This window comes from Terriglobia bacterium (genome assembly GCA_032252755.1).
Lineage (GTDB): Bacteria > Acidobacteriota > Terriglobia > Terriglobales > Acidobacteriaceae > JAVUPY01.
Map to the genome: position 1 here is coordinate 15,330 of JAVUPY010000094.1, position 16,362 is coordinate 31,691.

Here is a 16,362-nt window from a genome sequence, read left to right on the forward strand (position 1 = left end):
TATGACAGCCTTTATCTCGATGCGACAATTCACCACGAAGACACGAAGGAAGTGGGGCGGTAAGAGCACTAGTCATTCATCCACTAGTTCTTTGTGCCTTTGTGGCTGGTAATCTACTCGATCTTCTCGAATTTTTCTCGCGGTGTGTTGCAGACCGGGCACCGCATCATGCCCTGGTCGTCGGTGGTGTAGCCGCAGACGATGCACACGTAGAAGACTGTTTTCGTGCGCTGCTTGTCCAGGTGCTTCAGGGCATCGGTGTACATGCGGGCATGCTCGGCTTCCGCCTCGAGCGCCCACTGGAAGGTCCGGATCGCAAGGGTGTTGGCTTGCGCTTCGGCTTCCTTGACGAAGCCCGGGTACATCACGTCGCGCTCGTACTCTTCACCGGCGATGGCGACTTTCAGGTTCTCGGCGGTGTTGCCGATGTGGACGGGTTCGATCTTGGCGACCGTCTTGCCACCCATCTTCTCGATCACGCGGAGATGATTCGCGGCGTGAATCTGCTCGGCGCGAGATGCCGCACGGAAGAGGCTCGCCACCCGCCCATAACCCTCCTCGTCAGCTTTCTTCGCAAATGCTGCATATTTGGCCGAGGCGTTGCTTTCACCCTGAAACGCAGTGATCAGGTTCTTGAGCGTGGTCTCACTGGAAATGGCGGTAGAGCTGGACATAGGAGTGCCTCCTACTTGCCGAGAATTGTAGGAAGGAGCCGCAGTAGCTGGATGTGATGACGGATGCGGGAGAATGTGATCGAAGTCGAAAGTGGGTACTGGGTACTGGGTGATGAAAGTGTCGTGCTGTTACCCAGTACCTAGTGCCGTTTCTATCTCGGGGCCATAAAAGCGAACGCCCGCGCCACGTAATCCTTCAGATCACGGCGGTGTACGACGGCATCCAGCATTCCGTGCTGGAGCAGGAATTCACTGCGCTGGAATCCTTCGGGCAGTTTCTGGCGGATGGTCTGCTCGATGACGCGGGGTCCGGCGAAACCGATGAGTGCCCCGGGTTCGGCGATATTCAGGTCACCCAGCATGGCGAAGGAAGCAGTCGTGCCGCCGGTCGTTGGATCAGTCAGGACGGAGATGTACGGAACACCTGCATCGTCCATGCGCGCCAGGGCCGCCGAGATTTTGGCCAGCGTCATCAGGCTGATAACGCCCTCCATCATGCGAGCGCCCCCCGACGCCGAGACGATGATCAGAGGAATGCGCTCCCGGGTGGCCTTTTCAACCGCGCGGGTAATGACCTCTCCAACCACAGCACCCATCGAACCACCGATGAACGGATATTCCATCGCTGTAATGATGGCAGGCTGGCCATTGATCTTCCCGCGCCCGGTAACAATGGCGTCTTTGAGGCCGGTAGCGGCCTGGGCGGCTTTCAGGCGTGAGGCGTAAGGTTTTAGATCCGTGAACTTCAGGGGGTCGGTCGAGGAGAGGTTGGTGTCTTCGGTGGTGTACTCTCCGTTATCGAACAGTTGTGCGAGGCGGGTGCGGGCGTCAACCCGGAAGTGCTTGTCGCACTTCGGGCAGACGTTAAAATTCTCTTCCAGGTCCTTCTTCCAGATGATCTGGCGGCACCCGTCGCATTTCACCCACAGGCCTTCGGTTTTAACCTTCTTCTCACCTGAGGTGTCTAACTCTTGGGATTGCCGCTTGAACCAGGTCATAAATGCAGTTCTCAGTTCTCAGTCCCTATACGGCTGGGGATCTGCGGAGGATGTAGCAGTATCAGTACTCAATGCCGCGTTGCGCAAGAATTCCCTTCTGGTACGCGTGCTTCACCTCGCGCATTTCGGTGACGGTGTCCGCCAAATCAACAATTGTCGGGTGCGCGTTGCGTCCCGTCAAGATAACGTGCACCATATCGGGCTTACGGCGCAAAACCTCGGCAACCCGCTCCGGGTCGAGCATCTTGTAGCTGATGGCATAGTTAATCTCGTCCAGGATCACCAGATCCCATTGGCCCGACAGGATCGCCTGCTCGGCCTCGGCCCAAGCTTCCTCAACCAGGCGGATGTCCTCGGGGTCAGTCTCAGCGCCGCCTACCTTCACAAAACCCCGGCCCATCTGCTTCATGACGAACTTATCGCCGAACGCCGCCACGGCATCGAGTTCGCCATAATGCCAGGAGCCCTTGAGGAATTGCAGCATCAGGACTCGCATGCCATTACCCACCGCGCGCAGAGCCGTCCCCATGGCAGCCGTGGTCTTTCCCTTCCCCGGACCCGTGTTAACGATGATCAAGCCTTTGCGAACGTCGTTCATAGGCGAACTAAGTATTGTAAATGGAATCGCGAGCAAATCGCGCGAATCGAGTCATCGTGCCGACGGGCCAATCGAAAAATGGCACAATGGCTCGATCGCCCGATCGCCCAATGGCAGGATTCCTAGTGTCCCCCGTGGTAGGGGTGTCCTGCCAGGATGGTGAACGCGCGGTACAACTGCTCGACCAGAACCACGCGAGCGAGTTCGTGCGGCAGGGTCATTTTCCCCAATGAAAGCAGGACATCGGCTTGCTTGCGACCGTTCTCGCTCCAGCCATCTGCCGGACCCACGGCGAAGATCAGGTCTTGCGAACCGCGGTCCCGATGATCGCGGACAAACTGAGCCAGTTCCTCCGACCTTAATTGTTTCCCTCGCGAATCCAGCAGAACCAGTACCGGCGCGGTCCGTCCCGGACGAGAGGTGAGCTTCGGGAGTGCAGTTTCGTCGGCCAGTTCCTTCCCTTCGACCGAAACGTAGCGTTGCAGGCGTTTCAGGTATTCGGCCGTCAGCGTGCCGATTGCTGCGTCCTTCGATTTCCCTATCCATGCCACCGTCAGTTTCAACTTACGCTCCGTCCCGAATGGCGTTATATTACGCGCGAGAAGGGGCCGAAACCATGAAATGGCTGGTAATGCTGGGGACGATCCTGGCGATCGTCATCGTGGCGATCGTTCGACGCATGATGATGGAAAAACAGTCGCCACCACCCCCGCCGGTCTGGGACTCACGCGAACGGATGCCGTTCGAGAGCTTTTATGAGCAGTTTTACAAAGATTCCGGCCTCTCCGAAGCCGTCGTCTTCAAACTTTTGGAATTCGTTTCCCTCTCCAGTGGCGTCGAGTACAAGCTGATCCGGCCCGAGGATTCCCTCGAAAGTTTCCCGAGAGGCTCCTTGAAGAAACATGTCCTCGAGTTCGCCGAGATCATGGTGAAGGCCACGCGCACCGCGCAGATTACCAATCAAGGCCAGTATTTCGACCCGAATATTCAGACCGTCGACGATTTCATTCGCAAGCTCGGCCCACTGGCAATGCGCGTCGAGGAACATCATCGCCAGCTTCATCAGACGCAATAACTTCGGAGAAAATACATGAAATGGCTGCTACTGGCGCTTTGCGCAGTGATCCTCTTTTGGCTTCTTCGCCGCCTCGGCCAGCAACAGTCGACGATCGTTCTTTCGGCGAACGCGCCACTTAAAACCGCGGCTTCGGGCACCATCGATCCGACGTTCGCCGGCAGGATCCCGATGTCCTTTGACGAGTTCTACAACCGTTACTACGCCGGAGCTAACATCGACCGCGACTTTGTCTCCCAAGTATTGCAATTCGTTTCCAAGGCCGGCGGAGTTCCCGCGGAGTTGCTCCGGCCCGAGGATCGCCTCGACTCACTTCCCAGACACACGGTCTCGCTTCAGTTCGCAAAAAAAATGTTGGAAACGGCGATGCAGCGGCAGGCGGCCGCACAGGGAATTCAAGTCCCGGAATTCCAACTTGAAACGCTCGACGACGTCATTCTGCAACTGGAACCGCATCAGCTCGAAGCCTTCAAGACGCATGGGTTTGGCGGTTCGTAGCCCCAATCTACAGCAGTGCAAAGGCGGCTTCCGCCGATTCTCGCTGCGACTGCACCACAACCGGGAAGAGAACTATCAGGGCCGCAATCAGCAGGCCCATCAGCAAATAACGCAGTGCTCCGCGGGGAAGATGAGGATGCATAACGACCTCCGCGCATCCGGATGGACACCTATATTGTAGCGCCGGGCATCAAGCCAACATAAGGAACAAGTCCACACTACCCATCCGACCCGCTCCAATTTAGGAATTTGGGCGTCAATCTGAAGCTGCAGATCAAGTCTAAGCTATTGTTAATAAAAGTAATAATTGTGCTTGACAGTACTACACTCATATTTTATGCTCCTATTGTACTGAATGCAGCATCTCATCTTGTGAGGCTTTAGAAATACCCTCTATTGGAGGTTAGTTATGACGATGATTACCCGTTGGGAACCGTTCCGCGAAATGGCCACCCTGCAGGACCGGATGAACCGGTTGTTCAACGATCAGTTCGGTGCAATCACCCATGACGAGGCGCTAACCGGCGCATTCGTTCCCCCGGTTGATGTGTACGAGGACGAGAACAGCATCCAGGTACGTCTGGAAGTGCCGGGAATCGACGAGAAGGATATTGACATTCGCCTTGAGAACAACCTGCTGACGGTTGGCGGCGAGCGCAAGTTCGAAAAGGACGAGAAGGAAGAGAACTTCCACCGCGTGGAGCGCCGCTATGGCAGCTTCACCCGTTCGTTCACGCTCCCGGCGACAGTCAACCCCGAGGATGTTCAGGCCGATTACGATAAAGGCGTCCTGAAGATCAGGCTGGCCAAGCGAGCCGAAGCGAAGCCGAAGCAAATCAAGGTGAACGTCAACGCCGGCAAGACTCTGGAAGCGAAGAAATAACAGCTAGCGAAACATCCATTTACGGAATCGAAATAGGGGAGACGGATGATTCGGGTCTCCCTGAATTTTTGGTCCAAGATTCAAGACACAAGATGAAATCTCAGTTCTCTTGCACATTGAATCCTGCATCTTGCACCTAGGAGTTCTACATGCCCATTCGTTGGGACAAATTAACGGTTAAAGCGCAGGAGGCTGTCCAGCGCGCAGGCGAAATCGCGTCCGAGCACGCCAATCCCGAGCTGATGCCGGTGCACGTGCTCGTTGCGCTTGTGGAAGATCTCGAAGGCATTGTCGCGCCACTGCTGGAGAAGATCGGCATTCAGCCGCAGGCATTGCAGTCGGTCGCCATGCGCGAGATTGAACGCCTGCCCAAGCTGTCGAATGCCGCGGCGCAGCCAGCCATGTCGGACCAGACCTCACGCCTGTTGGACAGCGCCTTCAAGGTCGCGTCCAATTTCAAGGACGAGTACGTCTCGACCGAGCATTTGCTGCTTGGCATCGCCGCCTTGAAGAACGATGCTGCGCAAACGATTCTCGCCGGCATGGGCGCCGACTCTGATGCGATCCTCAAGGCGCTCACCGCCATTCGCGGGAACCAGACTGTCACCGACCAGAATCCGGAAGCGAAGTACCAGGCCCTGCAGCGCTACGCGCGCGACCTTACGGAACTGGCGCGTCGCAGCAAACTCGATCCTGTCATCGGTCGCGACGACGAAGTCCGTCGCGTCATGCAGGTTTTGTCGCGCCGTACGAAGAACAACCCCGTGCTGATCGGCGAGCCGGGTGTCGGTAAAACCGCCATTGTCGAAGGTCTCGCGCAGCGCATCGTCTCCGGCGACGTCCCGGAGCAGCTCAAAAACAAGCGACTGATCTCGCTCGACCTGGGCGCAATGCTCGCAGGCGCAAAGTACCGCGGCGAATTCGAAGACCGCCTCAAGGCCGTCCTCAAGGAGATTGAAGAATCCGAAGGACAGATCATCCTGTTCATCGACGAACTGCATACGCTGGTAGGCGCTGGAGCCGCCGAAGGCGCCATCGACGCCAGCAACATGCTGAAGCCGGCGCTCGCGCGCGGTGAACTGCGTGCTATCGGCGCCACCACGCTGAACGAATATCGCAAGTACATCGAGAAAGACGCGGCCCTCGAACGCCGTTTCCAGATCGTCTACGTCGGCGAGCCCAGTGTGGAGGATACGATCGCGATTCTCCGCGGCCTGAAAGAGAAGTACGAGGTCCATCACGGTGTCCGCATCAAGGACTCGGCAATCGTGGCAGCCGCTACACTGTCGCACCGCTACATCAGCGACCGATTTCTTCCCGACAAGGCGATCGACCTGGTCGATGAAGCCGCCGCATCGCTGCGCATCCAGATCGACTCAATGCCGACCGAAATCGACGAACTCGAACGCCGCGCGACGCAGCTCGAGATCGAGCGCCAGGCGCTGAAAAAAGAGGACGATCCGAACTCGAAGGAACGTTTGGCTATTGTCGACAGGGAACTGGCCGGCATTCGCGAGCGCTCCAACGCTCTCAAAGCGCGTTGGAAGCAGGAGAAGGAATCCATCTCCCGCGTTCGCGAGTTGAAAGAGAAGATCGAGCAGCTCAAGCTCGAGGCGCAGAAAGCGGCCCGCCAGGGTGAGTACGAGCGAGCCTCTCGGATTGAGTACGACGAGTTGCGCAAGACGCAGGCTGAGCTTGACAAGCTCAGTGCTCAAGCCGACACCAAGCAGGCGCGCATGTTGAAAGAGGAGGTCGACGAAGAAGACATCGCGCGAATCATCTCCAAGTGGACCGGCATCCCGGTCTCGAAGATGCTCGAAGGCGAGGTCAAAAAGCTCATCGAGATGGAATCGCGCCTGCGCCAGCGCGTGGTTGGGCAGGACACCGCGATCGAACGCGTGTCCAACGCGATTCGCCGCTCGCGTGCGGGTCTCAGTGATCCGCGCCGCCCGATCGGCTCCTTCATTTTCCTCGGACCCACCGGAGTCGGAAAAACCGAGCTGGCGCGCGCGCTTGCCGAGTTCCTGTTCGACGACGAGCACGCCATGGTACGCATTGACATGTCCGAGTACATGGAGAAACACGCCGTATCTAGGTTGATCGGCGCGCCTCCGGGATACGTTGGCTACGAAGAAGGTGGGCAGTTGACCGAGGCGGTGCGCCGTCGCCCGTATTCCGTCGTGCTCTTCGACGAGATCGAGAAGGCCCATCCCGACGTCTTCAACGTCTTCCTGCAGATCATGGATGACGGCCGTTTGACCGACGGCAAGGGCCGGACCGTCGACTTCAAGAACACGGTCATCATCATGACGTCGAACATCGGATCGGCGTACCTGCAAGCGGACGCACTGCGCACACCCGAAGGTTTCGAGCAGGCTCGCACGCAAGTCATGGAGGCGCTCCAGGCGCACTTCAAACCGGAGTTCCTGAACCGTGTGGACGACATCGTGCTCTTCAACCCACTCGGAATGGAGCAGCTCTCGAAGATTGTCGAGTTGCGGCTGGAAGACCTGCGCCGCTTGCTTGCGGATCGCAAGATTTCCATCGAGTTGACCGACGCGGCCAAGCGCCTGCTCTTCACGCAGGGATACGACATGAACTATGGAGCGCGTCCGCTGAAGCGGGCAATACAGCGGCTCATCCAGGACCCGCTGGCGCTGAAGATCCTCGACGGGGAAGTGCTGCACGGCGATCACGTGGTGGTCGATGCAGGGAAGTCCGGCACGATGGAGTTCCGCGTCGAGCGACACGAAGTCGCCGAAGTGAAGAAGTAACCCTGGCCCCGGACTGGGCCAATGGCGTCGATGTCAGCCCATCCTGGCCTCTGCCAGGGTGGGCCACTTTATTGGAATCGCGGGCCTCACGAGGATCGCCCCGGCTGAAACGCTTCGCGCGTCGGTTGCGACCATAAATAGCGTAGCGCCATCACCCGCCACACAATCTGGAGCCCCTCCCGAGCAATCGCATACAGTCGTGAATCGGCGACCGCCGAGGAAATTGCGGGTGTCACCTGCAGCAGTTCCCACAACAGCAACAACGACGCCAATCGCAGAGCCCACTTCTCCAGTCGCCACAGGCCGAGGGCGCAGCCGGCATAAAGCGCGGCGTAAATGGCGAAGATCCACGGCCCCATGATTTCGAGTCCGCCGCCGATGAGCCACGCTCCGCTCGACATGGCCACGCGCCCCGATCCAAGGAGGAGTCCATAACCGGCGGCGACCGTAGCGTACGCGAGAAGAACCAGAGCAATCGCCGCGATACCCGCAGGCCGACCGTCTACACGCTTTTCAATTTCGCCGAACATGAAAAGTCCGCTCTTTTGATCCGCGATTTTCCCATCAGGGGATACTTCATTCGATGTTCCACGTTCTTGTTCGATACAACCTCCTGCATCTGGAACGCAACCCGCATGCGCACTCTGTCGTCTGATGTGTAGGAGGCTAGACACTATGGCTACTCGCAGATCCACATCGAGGTCGCGCGGTAAAAGTTCGTCGTCTTCACGCTCGTCCTCTTCGCGTTCGCGATCGAGTCGTAGCTCGAAATCGCGCCGCAGCACAAGTTCCGGCCGACGCAGCAAGTCGCATCGCGAAACAAAGTCGGCAACCGCTCGTCCCAGTTCTTCGCGGTCGCGTCGCAGTTCCTCGCGAAGCGGCAGTTCGAGCCGCGGACGCCGCAACTCGGGGAGAAAGTATGGGCGTAAGGCTCAGCAGAAGGTCGGGGAGGAGATGCACGAGTTCAAACGTGGCAAGCTTCGCTCGGGCCGAAGCGGCAAAAAGGTGAAGAGCCGCAAGCAGGCCATCGCGATCGGCCTCAGCGAAGCCCGGCGCGAAGGTGACAAGGTTCCGCCACGTAAGCGCGCGGCCTAAGCAACGTTTGTCAGTTCACGCCACGGCTGCGGTCGTGGCGTTTGCATTTGACCATTAATTTGTTTGCAGGAACTCAGCTTGCTGCGGATCCCCGACGTTTCTGGCGCTCGAAGATTTCGCGCACGCGATCAATGGTATCGATTTCGTCAGCAGACTTGTCATCCCGAAGGCGGACTATGCGTGGGAAGCGAAGCGCATAACCGCTGTCGTGACGGTCGGATTCCATCACGGCATTGAACGCCACTTCGAGAACAATCTTCGGCTCCACCTCGCGCACCCATCCGTGATCGGTAAGGGTGTGAGCGAGGAACCACTGGGTCATTTTGGCGATCTCGACGTCGGTGAGTCCCGTGTAAGCCTTGCCGACGTTGCGGAGACGATGTCCGTCGCGCACTGCGAAGGTGTAGTCGCTGAGAACCTTGGCGCGCTTCCCATGACCGTACTCGACGGCCGTAACAATGACGTCGAGAGTGGCGAGTTCCCGCTTGAGCTTGAGCCACGAGCGTCCGCGCCGGCCGGGGAGATACGGCGAGTTCAGGTCCTTGATCATCAGCCCTTCGTTGCCACGGGCCTGGGCTTGTTCAAAGAGGCGGTCGAGTTCTGCAGGAGAATTTGCTTCCCATGCCGGCGCCCGCAGGACACGAGGAGAGTCGTGCGGGTTCTCTTCCGCGAAAAGCGGGCTCTGACGATCGCCGGCGTGCTCGCCAGTTGCGGGGACGAGTGGCGTTGCGAAGAGCAAGTTCAGGCGTTCGTTGCGTACGCGTAGAGTTTCGTCGATGATGAGTTCTCCACCGAGATGCAGGACGTCGAAGACAACGTAGGCGACAGGGATATCGCGCAGGAGCGTACGACTGACGCGTTTGCGTCCCAGGCGTTTTTGCAGTGACGAGAACGGGAGAGCGCGGCCGCCGGGTTCGTCGAAGTCCCAGGCTAGAATTTCGCCATCGAGAACGGCACTTCGGGGAAGTGCCGCGAGCCATGGAACGAGTTCCGGGAACGACTCGGTGATATCGTCACGCGTCCGCGAGAAGATTCGGACGCGCTGATCGACGGTGTGTGCCTGGGCGCGAATACCATCGTACTTGTCTTCGACACGTGCGTGCTCGAAATACTCGAAAGCCTCTGCGGAGTCTGCGGCGGGGCTGGCGAGCATGAAGCCGATGGGGTGAAAGAGGCGCAGGCGTGCTTCGGACAGGCGGTTCTCAATTGCAAGGCGCGTAGTTTCCGCAAGATCGCCGAGCAGCATGTTAGCGCGCTGCACTTGCTCAATGGAGCGCCCCCACGCCTTCGCAACGGCTTCTTCAACGAGGCTCTCCTTGAGTCCGATGCGCATATCGCCGGTGATGAGCTTGACGAAGTACTTGGCGCCGAGCGGACTGAGACGAGAGAGTATCTCCTGAAGTTCAGCCATCCGGGCCACCGTGTCGCGAGCAGACGCAAGGTTGTCAAAAACGGCTTCCAGATCGGCGATCGAGAGTTCGCTTAACTTTGGGGCGATGCCCCGGAGGACATCTGCTGCGGCTGATCCGAGATCGCCGTAACGGCGGTAGGTCGCGGAGAGTTCGCGCTCGCTCTTGCCGGTGATGGCCGCAATAGCGCGCCAGAGTTGCGCACCCCCAAGTTGCAGCGTGCGCTCCTCCCAGACGGGGAAGACCTGGCCAGCGAGAAATTGTGCCGCGCGGGGAGCGGTCGTGGGACCAAGCGAACGGAGATAGTCCGCGACGATGCGCGTCTTCTCCGTCTTCTTCGTGGTGGCGGCTGCGGCCTCGCAGGTTGCGGCGAAGGTGTCCATAAAGCTGCTCAGCTACTCAGCTGCTCAGCCAAGCGAAACCCTATTCTCGGCTGAGAAGCTTAACAGAAGCACTGGTTTGATGCCGGGGAAGACCAAGAGAAGCGGGGAGCATCGTGCCTAGAGGGATCCTTCGCTGCGTTCAGGACGAGAAAAATGGGAGGCCGGGTAGGCCTCCCATAAAAACAGCAACTCGTTGAGTTCTCTTACCAGACGCGGCAGGGCTTCCCCGAGACCATGGGGTCGCCGGCCTTACAGCTGAAGGCCTTCTCGAACTCCGGAGAGTTCTGGACGACGCCGTTCACGCGGTACTTGCCGGGTGAGTGTGGATCGACGATGGCCAACTGGCGTGCGATCTGGTCGGTCTGGTTCTGGCACCAGATCTGGGCGTAGCCGATGAAGAATCGCTGCGCGGGCGTGTAGCCGTCGATCGGAATATTCATCTTGTCGCCCATGATTTCCTGCAGAGCCAGGTAGGCCAGGTGCAGTCCGCCGTTATCCGCGGTGTTTTCGCCCAGCGTTAGCTTGCCGTTGAGCTTTACTTCGCCCTTGTCGTCCTTCACGGCCACGAAGTTGCTGTACTCATCGGCGATGCACTGCGAACGCTCGTCATAGGCCTTGGCGTCTGCAGCGGTCCACCAATCAGTGAGATTGCCCTGGGCGTCGAACTTGCGGCCCTGATCGTCGAAACCGTGAGTCAGTTCGTGGCCGATCACGACGCCGATGCCGCCAAGGTTCACGGCGTCATCAGTCAATTTGCTGAAGAAGGGAGGCTGCAGAATACCAGCCGGGAAGTTGATGTTGTTCTGGCTGGGACTGTAGTAGGCGTTAACGGTCGGAGGCGTCATGCCCCATTCGGTGCGATCGACCGGCTTGTTGAGCTTGTTGTGATTGCGGTCGATTTCAAACTTGCTTGCACGGCGAATGTTTCCGAGAAGATCGGTTCGCGTGACGTTAACGCTGCTGTAGTCCTTCCAGTGATCGGGATAGCCTATCTTGTTCATCACGGCCTGGAGTTTCTCGAGAGCTTTTTTCTTCGTCTCAGGGCCCATCCAGTCGATGTTGTGAATGTCGTTGTTCATCTGGTGCTCGATGGCGTTCACCATCTTCAGAGTGCGTGCCTTGCCCTCGGGACCAAAGGTCTGATCGACGTAGATGCGACCGAGTGCTTCGCCGAGGCTGCGATCGGTGAGGCGAGTGCAGCGCTTCCAGCGGACTTCTGGTTCCTTCGCGCCGCTCATGTACCGGCCACCAAATTCGAAGCTCTCGTCGAAGAATGGCTTGGAGAGCCAGGACGCGGAGGCGTTGAGAACCTTCCAGCGCAGATAGGTCTTCCAGTCGTTCAGTGGGATGCTGGTTATGAGCGGGTTTACGGCCTTGAAGAACTCGGGGTTGCTGATGTTGACGCGATCGAATTTTGCGACACCAGTGGCCGGGAAGTACTCGGCGAAGTCGAAGTTCGGTGCGGTACTCAACAATTCAGAGACGGGAACGATGTGATCGCTGTTCTTGGGGTCGCGACGCATCACGCGATCCATGGCAGCCTTGGCGAGCTGGGTCTCTATATCCATCACCGTCTTTGAATCTTTGGATGCCTGATCGGCGCTTTCGCCGAGCAGTTCGAACATCTTCTGAACGTGCGCCAGATACTTTTCGCGGGTCTCGACCGACTTCGGATCTTCTTTGAGGTAGTAGTCGCGATCGGGAAGCGTCAGCCCGCCCTGGTCGACATCGGCGAGGTGCTTGGTCGCGTTGTGCTGATCGACGCCGACACCGAACCGGAATAGCGCCGAAACAGATTGGTTTTGCAGGCTGGCGATCGTCAGCATGAGTTGCTTGGTGTTGGAGATTTTCGCGACCTCGTCCAACTGGGGCTGGATGGGCTTGGCACCGAGTTCGTCCGCTCGCTTCTCATCCATGCAGGCGGCGTAGAAGTCGCCGACCTTGCTTTCAATGGCATCATGCTTTCCGGGAGCGGCCGCCTTTTCTAGAATGCCGTGCAAGACGCTCTGGTTGTACTCGTCGAGTTCGTTGAAACGGCCCCAACGGGACTTATCCGCGGGAATAGGATTGGCTTTGCGCCATCCGCCACAGGCGAACTGGTAGAAATCCTGACAGGGATTGACGCTGGTATCAAATGCCGACTTGTCGAAGCTGACCGGAGCCTTCGGGGTTTCATTCGCGGTCTGCGCGAAAAGCACGGTCGATAAAAGCAGAACTGCTGGAAGAACAAACCAAGAGCGCATAGTTTCCTCTAAAAGCTGACTTGGATTTTGCGTGCAATGCGGACTCCACATCGGGACAGCCGACCAGCCCGGCGTAAAGGTTGGAGACCTGTGTAGACGTACTCGCGGGGAAAAGGTTAGCAGCTTCGGAAAAGAACGCGCAATAATTTAGGGGCGGTCGGGAGCACAAATCAGAACACGCGCAGGCGAATGGTGAGGTATTTCTTAGGATTCTCTCGAATGGCCTTGATCAGGTTGCGGGACTCAAGCAACATCTGGTCGGCGTTGTTGTAGAGTGAGGGATTCTTGAGGAGTGCGCCTGCGCTACCTTCGCCGGCATTCAGACGCGCGACGATGTTGTTGAGATTCGTAATGGTCGTATCCAGCTTCCTGGCGAACTCTTCGTCGTGCGCAAACTTACCGAGAGCACCCTTGCCTTCGTTGATGTTGGTCATCAGTTCGTTGGCTTTTGCGAGGGTCTGGTTTGCGTTGTTGTAAAGCGTTGGATCCTTCACCAGTTTGCCGAGCGTGCCCTGGCCCGAGTTAATGCTATCCATCGTGCTGTTCAACCTATCGATTGAGCTGTTCAGCTTCGTGTACATCGTCTCGTCTTTGAGGAGCTTACCAATGGTGCCCTTGCCGTTGTTGATATCAGCGAGGATAACCTGCACCTGGCGAACGGCGTCGTTGAGGTTCGCGTAGAGCTGCTTGTCGTAGATCAGCTTGCCAACGGAACCTTGCCCGCTTTCCACGGCGCTCATGATGCGATCGGCGCGCTTCAGGAGAGTATCTACATTCTGGAGAGTTCCCTGGCTGGCGCGCACGACATCCTGAAGGTCGGGCACAGCCTCCGCCTGCAACACCGCTCCGTTCTTGACTTCGCCACCAGCGGCAGCACGACTGTCGATGTCGACGAAAGTTTCACCGAGGACACCTGCGGTGCTGAGTTCCACGCGAGAATCGGCGCGCAGGAAGCTCTGGTACTTGGTGTTCACGCTCATCTGGATCTGGACTGGCGTCGGCGATTTCTCGGGAACGACCTGGATACCGGCCACGTTCCCAATATCAACGCCCTGCAACCGGACGGGAGCTCCTTTCCGCAACCCGTTGGCATTGTCCACATAGGAGTAGATGGTGATCTTGGGGCTGAATAGTCCGGTAGTGCCGGTCATGAGGAAGATAAGAATACCCAGCACAATGGACGCAACAATCACGGTCAAGCCGACCTTTAGCTGCGACCATCTAAGTTCTTTTTCGCTCGGCACCTTCCCCCCGCTGCAAGCACCGAATCATAACAGATGCTTAGCCGACAGTCACTTAGCTGCCCCGGCGGGCCAGCGGTGCAGCACGGAATGCCCGGCTGAGGAGTCCCGCCAGCGCATAGCAAACCGCTGCCAAGATCAACGTGGCATGAAGGCCCCACTGAATGGCAATGAACATCGCGAGGACAGAGCCGAGCACACTGGATGAAGCATTCAGCGCCCATGCCCATTCGACGCGGCTGCCGTCAGCGGCAGAACCCAGTTCCGCGTCGGAGATGCCTTTCGCCTCGGGCGCCATAGCGCGGAGGCCAGTTGGAAACGGCATTCCCATAAGGAATCCCAAGGGAATAAGCAATGCGCCGCTGATGAACAATTTGAGTGCGAATGGGAATCCAATGGCGCCGTGGAAAATAGTCGGGAGCAGAGCCACGTAACCGAGAGCCAGTGCGGCAATCACCAGTGCGACCCACCACACACGATACGGGTTGGGAACCCAGCGGCGCGAAACCAGGCTGCCGATTCCAGACGACAGCAGCATCAGGAAGACTACGACCGTGAGCGCATACACTGGGTGGCCGAGGAACAGGACGAAGCGCTGGATCAGCGTGATCTCGACAAGGATGTAGCCGAGCCCGATGGCGATGAAGTAGAGCAGGCGCCATGGGCTCTCGCCTTTGGCCGGCGCGTGCAGCGCGAGCGGGAGCAATAGGAAAGCAAGGACGGCGACTACCGAGAGCGCGAGAAGAATCAGCAGAACGAGGACGCCAAGGTTGACTTTCCAGTCGATCCCCTTCTGCAGTGGAGAATGTGTGAAGAGTTGTTTCAGCTTGAGAGTGAAAAAGAAGAAGGGCGCGTCATCTGTCACCGGGCTCACGTTGTACTGGTATTTCTGCGCGAACCCGACCGGATCGCGGCTCACAATCATGGCCGTAAAAGGATTCCAGCGCAGGTGAGGATCAACCGGATTAACACCGGCCGGACGCGACCGATCGGAGGGCGAGTAGATGAGGTGCAGGTTCTTGTTGTTCTGGATGTGCACGAACACGCGGCGTTCTTCCTCCTGCGTGAATGCGGATTTCTTAGCCAGCACCAACACTGGCCGTCCGTCCTCGTTCAATTCACCATCGCTGACGATGATGAAGTGCTTCGTGATGTCCCGAACCCCGAGATCCTGCAGGACGGCCATGGCGTTGGCGACCACGCGCAGCGCTTCGCGTGGGCTCTTGAACTCCCAGCGCGTGATGGCAATCATTCCGTCCGGTTTGAGATGGTCAAAGTACTCTCGGAACGCTTCTTCCGTGTAGAGATTGTTCTCGCTGAGGGCGAAGGCGCCGGCGGCGGTCGAGGCCCAGGTATCGACTAGCGTCATCTGGATGACGTCAAACTTGTCGTGGCTCTGGCGAATGAAAGTCCGGCCATCGCTGACGTGGATGTGCACCTGCGGCCGGGTGTAAAGGTTGTACGAATAGGCCGCGAAGCGATCCCGCATGATGTTGTTGGCGATGGCAGGATTGATTTCAGCGCCGACAACCTTCTGGCTGCCGTTGGTGAGGGCACGCAAGATGTCCTCGCCGCCCCCCGGACCGATAATGGCGAAGTCCCCCGTGGGCCGCACGACGTTGACTACGCCGGGAACAGCGGCCATCAGACCCGGTTTCCACCTCTCAACGTTGGCGGGATCCGGATGCGGGATGTAGGTAGTCGCGTCGGCGTCAATGACGATAACCGGAGAGCCGCCCTGGTTATCGACCTCGACGCGCGAGATGGCGTTCCACTTGGAATATTCGACGTACTTCGGATCGCGGTACATGCCCTTGGCGTAAATGATGTCGAAGAGACGACCGTGAAGGTTGATCGCAGTGAGCGCGACAAAAATGGCAGCGAGAGCAAGGCCGGCATTACGCAGGCGCGGAGTGTCGCTCCAGAGCGAGGCGGCGACGGCCAGAGCCCAGGCGGAGCAGAGAATCGCATTCGGACCGCCGAGCCAGTTCAGGGCCGGAACAGTAAACAGGCACGCCAGAGCTCCGCCAGTCAGGTCGGCACCGTAGAGGCGTGGGATCGAAGACGACATCCTCGCGAAAATGACCGAAAGCAGCACACCACAGCAGAAGAACGGACACGCCGAGGCCAGATAGACAATCGTCAGCCGAAAGAAATTGCCCGTTGAAATGTCGAGACTGACGCTGCTGTGCAGCACGATTTCGAGAACGACCAAAGTCAGCAACGAACCGGCAAGACAGCAGACGGCGGCAATGTGGCGGCTCTCGAAGCGCGTGAGCCATGCGCGACGCACGAAGGCGAAGACTCCGCCGGCGCCGAGACCAAGCAGAGCGATCGAGATCGCGAGAAATGCGAAATGGTAGAAGAGCACGACGGAGAACAGACGCGTCAGTGATAGTTCAAGAAGAAGAGCGGAGAAGCTTACGAGCGCGACTCCGGCCAGCAGGCGTACGCTTCCTTGTCGCAGCGTGGATTGTTGATTCATGTGGGA

General features: G+C 58.3%; 14 protein-coding genes and 1 pseudogene. 5 read left to right on the plus strand and 10 right to left on the minus strand.

The annotated features are described in order from the left end of the window. Window positions 1–113: 113 nt before the first annotated feature. The 4 genes from ROO76_23355 to ROO76_23370 form a co-directional block, all read right to left on the minus strand. Entirely contained in the window at window positions 114–674 is a 561-nt protein-coding gene (locus ROO76_23355) for a rubrerythrin family protein (GenBank protein ID MDT8071106.1), read from the minus strand. 152 nt (window positions 675–826) lie between these two features. Further along, entirely contained in the window at window positions 827–1,672 is an 846-nt protein-coding gene (gene accD, locus ROO76_23360; GenBank protein ID MDT8071107.1) for an acetyl-CoA carboxylase, carboxyltransferase subunit beta, read from the minus strand. Window positions 1,673–1,733: 61 nt separating this feature from the next. Next, window positions 1,734–2,270 carry a cob(I)yrinic acid a,c-diamide adenosyltransferase gene (gene cobO / locus ROO76_23365; protein ID MDT8071108.1) on the minus strand — a complete coding sequence of 179 codons (537 nt, stop codon included), beginning with the start codon at window positions 2,268–2,270 and terminating at the stop codon, window positions 1,734–1,736. 122 nt (window positions 2,271–2,392) lie between these two features. Then, window positions 2,393–2,833, minus strand: a complete 441-nt coding sequence (locus ROO76_23370; protein ID MDT8071109.1) for a 23S rRNA (pseudouridine(1915)-N(3))-methyltransferase RlmH — start codon at window positions 2,831–2,833, stop codon at window positions 2,393–2,395. A gap of 53 nt (window positions 2,834–2,886) precedes the next feature. Between ROO76_23370 and ROO76_23375 the strand changes: the two genes are divergently transcribed. Further along, window positions 2,887–3,345: a hypothetical protein gene (locus tag ROO76_23375; GenBank protein ID MDT8071110.1), complete on the plus strand. Its 459-nt coding sequence runs from the start codon at window positions 2,887–2,889 to the stop codon at window positions 3,343–3,345. A 15-nt stretch (window positions 3,346–3,360) separates the two neighbouring features. Beyond that, entirely contained in the window at window positions 3,361–3,843 is a 483-nt protein-coding gene (locus ROO76_23380; GenBank protein ID MDT8071111.1) for a hypothetical protein, read from the plus strand. Window positions 3,844–3,850: 7 nt separating this feature from the next. On the opposite strand, the gene ROO76_23385 is transcribed toward ROO76_23380, so the two are convergent. Then, complete coding sequence (locus tag ROO76_23385; GenBank protein MDT8071112.1) at window positions 3,851–3,985, minus strand: hypothetical protein; 135 nt, start codon at window positions 3,983–3,985, stop codon at window positions 3,851–3,853. A gap of 267 nt (window positions 3,986–4,252) precedes the next feature. Here ROO76_23385 and ROO76_23390 point away from each other — a divergent pair, with 267 nt between their 5' ends. Together ROO76_23390 and clpB are read left to right on the plus strand one after the other, a co-directional pair. Continuing rightward, a complete protein-coding gene (locus tag ROO76_23390; GenBank protein ID MDT8071113.1) occupies window positions 4,253–4,726 on the plus strand; it encodes an Hsp20/alpha crystallin family protein in 474 nt (157 codons plus the stop codon). A gap of 149 nt (window positions 4,727–4,875) precedes the next feature. Beyond that, on the plus strand, window positions 4,876–7,500 hold the full coding sequence (gene clpB, locus ROO76_23395; protein ID MDT8071114.1) for an ATP-dependent chaperone ClpB: 2,625 nt from the start codon (window positions 4,876–4,878) through the stop codon (window positions 7,498–7,500). An 86-nt stretch (window positions 7,501–7,586) separates the two neighbouring features. Here the strand turns inward: clpB and ROO76_23400 are convergent, their stop codons facing one another. Then, a complete protein-coding gene (locus ROO76_23400) occupies window positions 7,587–8,405 on the minus strand; it encodes a hypothetical protein (GenBank protein ID MDT8071115.1) in 819 nt (272 codons plus the stop codon). Window positions 8,406–8,427: 22 nt separating this feature from the next. Here ROO76_23400 and ROO76_23405 point away from each other — a divergent pair. After that, window positions 8,428–8,595: pseudogene (locus ROO76_23405) on the plus strand (DUF6496 domain-containing protein). 73 nt (window positions 8,596–8,668) lie between these two features. On the opposite strand, the gene ROO76_23410 reads toward ROO76_23405, so the two are convergent. From ROO76_23410 to ROO76_23425, 4 genes are all read right to left on the minus strand, one after another. Beyond that, window positions 8,669–10,387 carry an ATP-dependent DNA ligase gene (locus ROO76_23410; protein MDT8071116.1) on the minus strand — a complete coding sequence of 573 codons (1,719 nt, stop codon included), beginning with the start codon at window positions 10,385–10,387 and terminating at the stop codon, window positions 8,669–8,671. A gap of 203 nt (window positions 10,388–10,590) precedes the next feature. Further along, window positions 10,591–12,630 (minus strand): M13 family metallopeptidase, encoded by a 2,040-nt coding sequence (locus ROO76_23415; protein ID MDT8071117.1) that lies wholly within the window; start codon window positions 12,628–12,630, stop codon window positions 10,591–10,593. A gap of 170 nt (window positions 12,631–12,800) precedes the next feature. Beyond that, complete coding sequence (locus ROO76_23420) at window positions 12,801–13,874, minus strand: MlaD family protein (GenBank protein MDT8071118.1); 1,074 nt, start codon at window positions 13,872–13,874, stop codon at window positions 12,801–12,803. A 52-nt stretch (window positions 13,875–13,926) separates the two neighbouring features. Then, window positions 13,927–16,356 carry a hypothetical protein gene (locus tag ROO76_23425; GenBank protein ID MDT8071119.1) on the minus strand — a complete coding sequence of 810 codons (2,430 nt, stop codon included), beginning with the start codon at window positions 16,354–16,356 and terminating at the stop codon, window positions 13,927–13,929. Window positions 16,357–16,362 lie beyond the last annotated feature (6 nt).

Coding starts and splice junctions, on each gene's coding strand:
- ROO76_23355 (MDT8071106.1), bottom strand. CDS start 674: ATGTCCAGCTCTACCGCCATTTCCAGTGAGACCACGCTCAAGAACCTG.
- accD (MDT8071107.1), bottom strand. CDS start 1,672: ATGACCTGGTTCAAGCGGCAATCCCAAGAGTTAGACACCTCAGGTGAG.
- cobO (MDT8071108.1), bottom strand. CDS start 2,270: ATGAACGACGTTCGCAAAGGCTTGATCATCGTTAACACGGGTCCGGGG.
- ROO76_23375 (MDT8071110.1), top strand. CDS start 2,887: ATGAAATGGCTGGTAATGCTGGGGACGATCCTGGCGATCGTCATCGTG.
- ROO76_23380 (MDT8071111.1), top strand. CDS start 3,361: ATGAAATGGCTGCTACTGGCGCTTTGCGCAGTGATCCTCTTTTGGCTT.
- ROO76_23385 (MDT8071112.1), bottom strand. CDS start 3,985: ATGCATCCTCATCTTCCCCGCGGAGCACTGCGTTATTTGCTGATGGGC.
- ROO76_23390 (MDT8071113.1), top strand. CDS start 4,253: ATGACGATGATTACCCGTTGGGAACCGTTCCGCGAAATGGCCACCCTG.
- clpB (MDT8071114.1), top strand. CDS start 4,876: ATGCCCATTCGTTGGGACAAATTAACGGTTAAAGCGCAGGAGGCTGTC.
- ROO76_23410 (MDT8071116.1), bottom strand. CDS start 10,387: ATGGACACCTTCGCCGCAACCTGCGAGGCCGCAGCCGCCACCACGAAG.
- ROO76_23415 (MDT8071117.1), bottom strand. CDS start 12,630: ATGCGCTCTTGGTTTGTTCTTCCAGCAGTTCTGCTTTTATCGACCGTG.
- ROO76_23425 (MDT8071119.1), bottom strand. CDS start 16,356: ATGAATCAACAATCCACGCTGCGACAAGGAAGCGTACGCCTGCTGGCC.